Below are 4,554 nucleotides of genomic sequence, written 5' to 3' on the forward strand. Positions count from 1 at the left end.
GAGTTGCCTGCGCGTCACGATTGCCTTCCTACCGGATCCGCCTTCCCGACGGACCCGGATCGGCAAGATTGATCACGACATCACACAGGCCCTAGATCGTTGATCGGCTCCGCGAGGGAGACTTCGCCGGTGGCGTAGCGGCGGCGGATCGTCCGCTGCGCGGATTCGGGGAGTTTGGGCTGCTTGCTTGAGCTTGCCCTGGCGCTTGGCCAGGGCCATGCCCTCGCGAATGCGCAGGTGCCCCAGGTTGGCCTCGAACTCAAAGCGACCATGGCCAGGGTTCGCAGGAATAGGCGGCCGAACGGCCCGTCGACTCCTTCAGGGACTCCAGCGGCAACTGTTCTGTGGCCAGCTCCGCCATCCCCTTAGGCGGACCCGTCTAGACCTTCCGGTGGATGCGCGTCCCGCCGCCGCGGTTCCCAGGCGTTCACGGTGGGGGCAGGTGGGCGGGCGCGACGGCGAACTCGTCCTGGAAGCCCCGGCACCCGTCGTCGCCCGCATGCTCGGCTACCACAACGAGAGCGTCGCCGGCATCGCCGCTCAAGCCGCCGGCCCCTGGAGCCGCTACGCCTCCGGCGACCACACACGGTGAGCGAATACACCCTCTACCCAAGGAATACGTGCCAGACGGTTACGAGACTTCACCAGTTCTGGACCCGGATGTTCAACGACGAGTCGTCCAGCACCTGCAGTAACCGGGCTGTCGCGATCACCAGCGGCAGGACCATCGCACTGCCGGCCTGCGCCAGTTCCTTGATGCCGGGGATTCGGTGTATCGCGGGCGTATCTGAAATCGCATACGCCACCGCAACAGTCTTCCGTCTTCAGTGGAGGCACGGGGACCACATGGGTGGGTGATCGGTTGCCGACAGCGGTCGCCGTTAGACCTGCAACGGTCGATTTGTCGATCAGGAAAGGACCTTGATCATGGACTCGGATTCCGTACGTGGTATCAATCGGCGGCGACTGCTCGGGTGGGGCGGGTTGGCGGCCGCCGGTGTGGTGGCGGCCGGCGCGCCGCTGGTGGGCGCCCGACCCAGCCACGCCGACCCGGCCCCAACCGACTCCGACATCCCACCGGCCACCCGTCCCGGCGGAGCCTACGACCAGTACGTGGCGAAGCTGGCCGCCGAGGGGAAGTTCTCCGGCGTGGTGCTGTTGTCGCACCGGGGCCAGACGGTGCTGTCCCGCAGCTACGGCATGGCCGACAGGGAGAAGGGGATCCGCAATCACGAAGGCATCGCGTTCAGCCTCAGCTCGGCGGGCCAGCCGTTCGGCGCGGTGGCCATCTTGCAGCTGGCACAGCAGGGCAAGCTGAGCCTGTCGGACACGGTGGGCACCCACCTGACGGGCTACGCCAAGGACATCGCCGAGCAGGTGACCATCCACCACCTGCTCTCCGGCACCTCCGGGCTGAACACCCCGGATGAGGACGTGCAACGCATCTTCCAGAGCCGGGAGGAGGTGCACGAGTACTACGAGCAGTGGGTCCGGCAGTCCAAGCTGGTGGCCGCCCCCGGCACTCGCACCAGCCACTCCGGCGCCGATGTCGGCATCCCCGCGTTGATCGTGGAGGCCGTGAGCGGCAAGACGTACTGGGACTACGTGCAGGAGAACATCTTCGGGCGCTGCGGCATGACCGGCTCGGCGTTCTACACCAGGCCGCAGTGGCTCACCGACGAGCACATCGCGCACCCGTACATGACGCTGGCCGACGGCAGCCAGGTGGACGCGGTCCGCAATCTGGACAAGGGCAGCCCGTCCCCGGAGGTACTAGGCAAGAACCCGGGCCGCAGCTTCATCGATGCCCCCGGGGGCGGCGGCTTCGCCACCGCGCCGGATCTGGTCCGGTTCGCGCACGCGCTGGGCGACGGCACGGTGCTGGACCGGCCCTGGGCCGAGTTGCTCACCGGAGCCAAGATCCCCCACAGCGGTTCGTCGTTCGGGGCCTACGACATGCCGGTCCATATCGTCAACGGCCAGTGGGTGTTCGGGCGCGGCGGTAGCAACCCCGGTGTCAGCGCCAACTGGAACATCTACCCCTACACCGGCTGGGTCGGCGTAGTCCTCGGCAATTGCGACGGCCTGCCGCTGCAGGAGATCACCAGGCGGGAGATGCAGGCCATCACCGGGGCTTCGCCCGGCGACGGGGGTGGTGGCTGAAACGGTCCGGCGGCAGACACGGAGAGAAGGGATCTCCTCCAGCCCGGTGTGCCGGGCACGCGCAGGGCGCCATCGGCGGGCGCTGACACCGTCCGTTGGCCCTGAGGAACTCCAACGGACAACCGTCACATCTGTTGGGTCATCGAAGAAATCACTCTGACCTGCGGGGAGATTTCGCGGTCGGACGGAAGCGGAGGTAGCGTGATCATCAAGGGGTGGCACGGCTGGTTCGGTACGTTCACTGGCGTGGCCCTCATCACAGTGGCCGTGCTGCCGTTGGCCGCGCTGGCGGTGTGGGCTCTGGCAGGCCGTCGACGTGTCACCGGCACCACGCCGGCGTGGGCGTGGCGCACGTCGCTGGCCGACGTCGGCATCGTCTACGGGACGGTGCCGTGGGTATGGATGATCATGTTGCCGGGCGGCCGGGCCGACGCCGTTCCCGCTCGGGTGAGCCTGGTCCCGCTGCGGGACCTGCTCACGATCCTCGCAGGCGATCCGGTGACGGCGATGGGCCAGGTCATCGGCAACCTGCTGGTGTTCGCGGCGCTGGGGTTCTTCGCCCCGCTGCGGTTCGCGGCGCTGGCGTCGGTACCGCGGATCCTGGCGCTCGCGGCGAGCTGCTCGGTCCTGGTCGAGACCGCGCAGTACGTCCTGCGGCTGGACCGGGTGTCCTCTGTGGACGACGTACTGCTCAACACCGCCGGCGCCGGGCTGGCCGCGCTGGCGTCGCGCCGCTGGTGGCGCGCTACAGCCAGAGCGTCGTCCGTCGGCCAACCACAGCAATGCCCACGACCACCAAGCCGTCGAGGTGATCCGGTCCAATAGGCCGCTGGCCGGGCAGATCGACCTGCTCGCCCCCCAGGTGCGTGACGAAACTCTGGACCGAGAGGACCCTGGCTGCGCCTAGTGGGCCCTGTTCTCGTATAGCTACGGCGAACGGACTTGTAGAGCTACGTGATGCTCGGGGCCGCATTCATAGTGAGGGCCGGCGGTGCAGCGGATAGCGGGTAGCAGCGGTTCCGTTTCGAGGTCGGCTTATCGGACTTCCGCTGCCTGATGGCTCGTCAGGGTGGTGCCGCAGTAAATGCCGGATTTACTGCGGCGGTGCCGATACGGTCCCCTCGACACCCCACCGGCGGCCTCGCGTGTTCGACCGAGCGTGATCACGAGGGCTGGGTGCGAGGTGTGGACTGGATTCACTGGCAGTCCGGTACCGCACAGCTCCTGCCGCGGCTCATCGCCGGCCGCACACACGGCCCGCTGTTCCTCACCGACCGCAAAGCCCCCGCCCGCACCCCGACCCTGGACACCTGCCCCGTGACCGGCCGCGCACGGCTGTCCTACCGGCGGGCGGAAGGGATCTTCGAGGAGAGCACCCGGCTGCTGGCCAACCCCCTCGCCAGCCCAGACGACTTCGACGACCTGGAGGGGTGGACACTCCACCGGCTCCGCCACAGCGCACTGACACATGACGCGGAGGACAGCACGTCAACGCCGATGCTGCTGGCCCGTTCCCGCCACGCCTCAGTACGGTCGCTGGAGCGGTACGCCCGCCCTGGCGTCGACGCTGTCGCCCGGCACGTCGCCGAACGCGACCCCGCTGCCCGACGGAAGCGGTAGGGCTTTCCTCCGCGCTACCGCAAGCCGTCCGCGCGAGTGATCCTGGATGTATGGCCCGCCGTCGGCACTGCTACGTCTGCGGCGCCGTGCTCCCTAAGAACGCGACACGGCGGCGCCTGTACTGCGGTCCGGCCTGCCGGGCCCAGGCGTACAGGGACCGGCAGGCCACCGTGCGGATCGGTGTCCGGTGTGCGGACGCATGACCTACGCGGCAGGGTCCCGGCGTCGGGATGAGGCTGATCCTTACGTTGTTGGTGGGTTGTTTTCGGTCACTCGTAGGATCGGGAGACCCGGGGATGCCGGGTGTGGCTTTGCTGATCCAGCCCTTTGGTGGCTTCAAAGGATTGGCCGCCCGGCATCCCGCGACGACTCGACCACTCATTGGGATGCGCGCGGCAAGATCGCTTGGTAAGGACACGCTGGCGAGGTCGTCTGCTGGGACCACGTACGGAACGACTTCGGAGGTGGCCGTGCCCGAACTGTGGGCAGGTACGGACGCGGGCAAAGCCGAGCACCACTGCGTGGTGATCGACACCGATGGCAAGCGCAGACTGTCGCGGCGGGTGGCCAACGACGAGACCGTCCTGCTCAAACTGATCAGCGACGTGCTGGAGTTGAGCGACAGTGAACCGGTGACCTGGGCGATCGATCTGAATGCCGGCGGGGCTGCGCTGATGATCGCGCTGCTGACCGACAACGGGCAGCAGGTCCTCTACATCCCCGGCCGCACCGTCCACCACGCCTCCGGCTCCTACCGGGGTGACGGGAAGA

The 4,554-nt window shown here is 68.0% G+C and carries 6 protein-coding genes; 5 read left to right on the forward strand and 1 reads right to left on the reverse strand.

Going from position 1 to position 4,554, the window contains the following annotated elements; all coding sequences use genetic code 11:
- The first annotated feature begins 442 nt into the window (after positions 1 to 442).
- Positions 443 to 592, forward strand: coding sequence for a hypothetical protein (locus tag ACWD35_RS44890; RefSeq protein ID WP_451357085.1), 150 nt, complete (start codon positions 443 to 445; stop codon positions 590 to 592).
- A gap of 49 nt (positions 593 to 641) precedes the next feature.
- On the opposite strand, the gene ACWD35_RS44895 is transcribed toward ACWD35_RS44890, so the two are convergent.
- Positions 642 to 806: a hypothetical protein gene (locus ACWD35_RS44895; protein ID WP_451357086.1), complete on the reverse strand. Its 165-nt coding sequence runs from the start codon at positions 804 to 806 to the stop codon at positions 642 to 644.
- A gap of 121 nt (positions 807 to 927) precedes the next feature.
- Between ACWD35_RS44895 and ACWD35_RS44900 the strand changes: the two genes are divergently transcribed.
- From ACWD35_RS44900 to ACWD35_RS44915, 4 genes are all read left to right on the forward strand, one after another.
- The gene (locus ACWD35_RS44900; RefSeq protein WP_451357087.1) at positions 928 to 2,163 is read left to right on the forward strand and encodes a serine hydrolase domain-containing protein; all 1,236 of its coding nucleotides are present in this window, start codon (positions 928 to 930) and stop codon (positions 2,161 to 2,163) included.
- Between the two features lie 201 nt (positions 2,164 to 2,364).
- Positions 2,365 to 2,988 carry a VanZ family protein gene (locus ACWD35_RS44905; RefSeq protein WP_451357088.1) on the forward strand — a complete coding sequence of 208 codons (624 nt, stop codon included), beginning with the start codon at positions 2,365 to 2,367 and terminating at the stop codon, positions 2,986 to 2,988.
- Positions 2,989 to 3,348: 360 nt separating this feature from the next.
- Positions 3,349 to 3,783, forward strand: coding sequence for a site-specific integrase (locus tag ACWD35_RS44910; RefSeq protein ID WP_451357089.1), 435 nt, complete (start codon positions 3,349 to 3,351; stop codon positions 3,781 to 3,783).
- A 464-nt stretch (positions 3,784 to 4,247) separates the two neighbouring features.
- Positions 4,248 to 4,554: IS110 family transposase (locus ACWD35_RS44915; RefSeq protein ID WP_451357090.1), on the forward strand; the 307-nt coding region annotated here is incomplete at its 3' end.

It is taken from the genome of Streptomyces sp. NPDC002671 (genome assembly GCF_053592475.1).

What these genes read in the sequence shown, in the direction of transcription:
- ACWD35_RS44900 (WP_451357087.1), top strand. Translation starts at nt 928, where the DNA reads ATGGACTCGGATTCCGTACGTGGTATCAATCGGCGGCGACTGCTCGGG.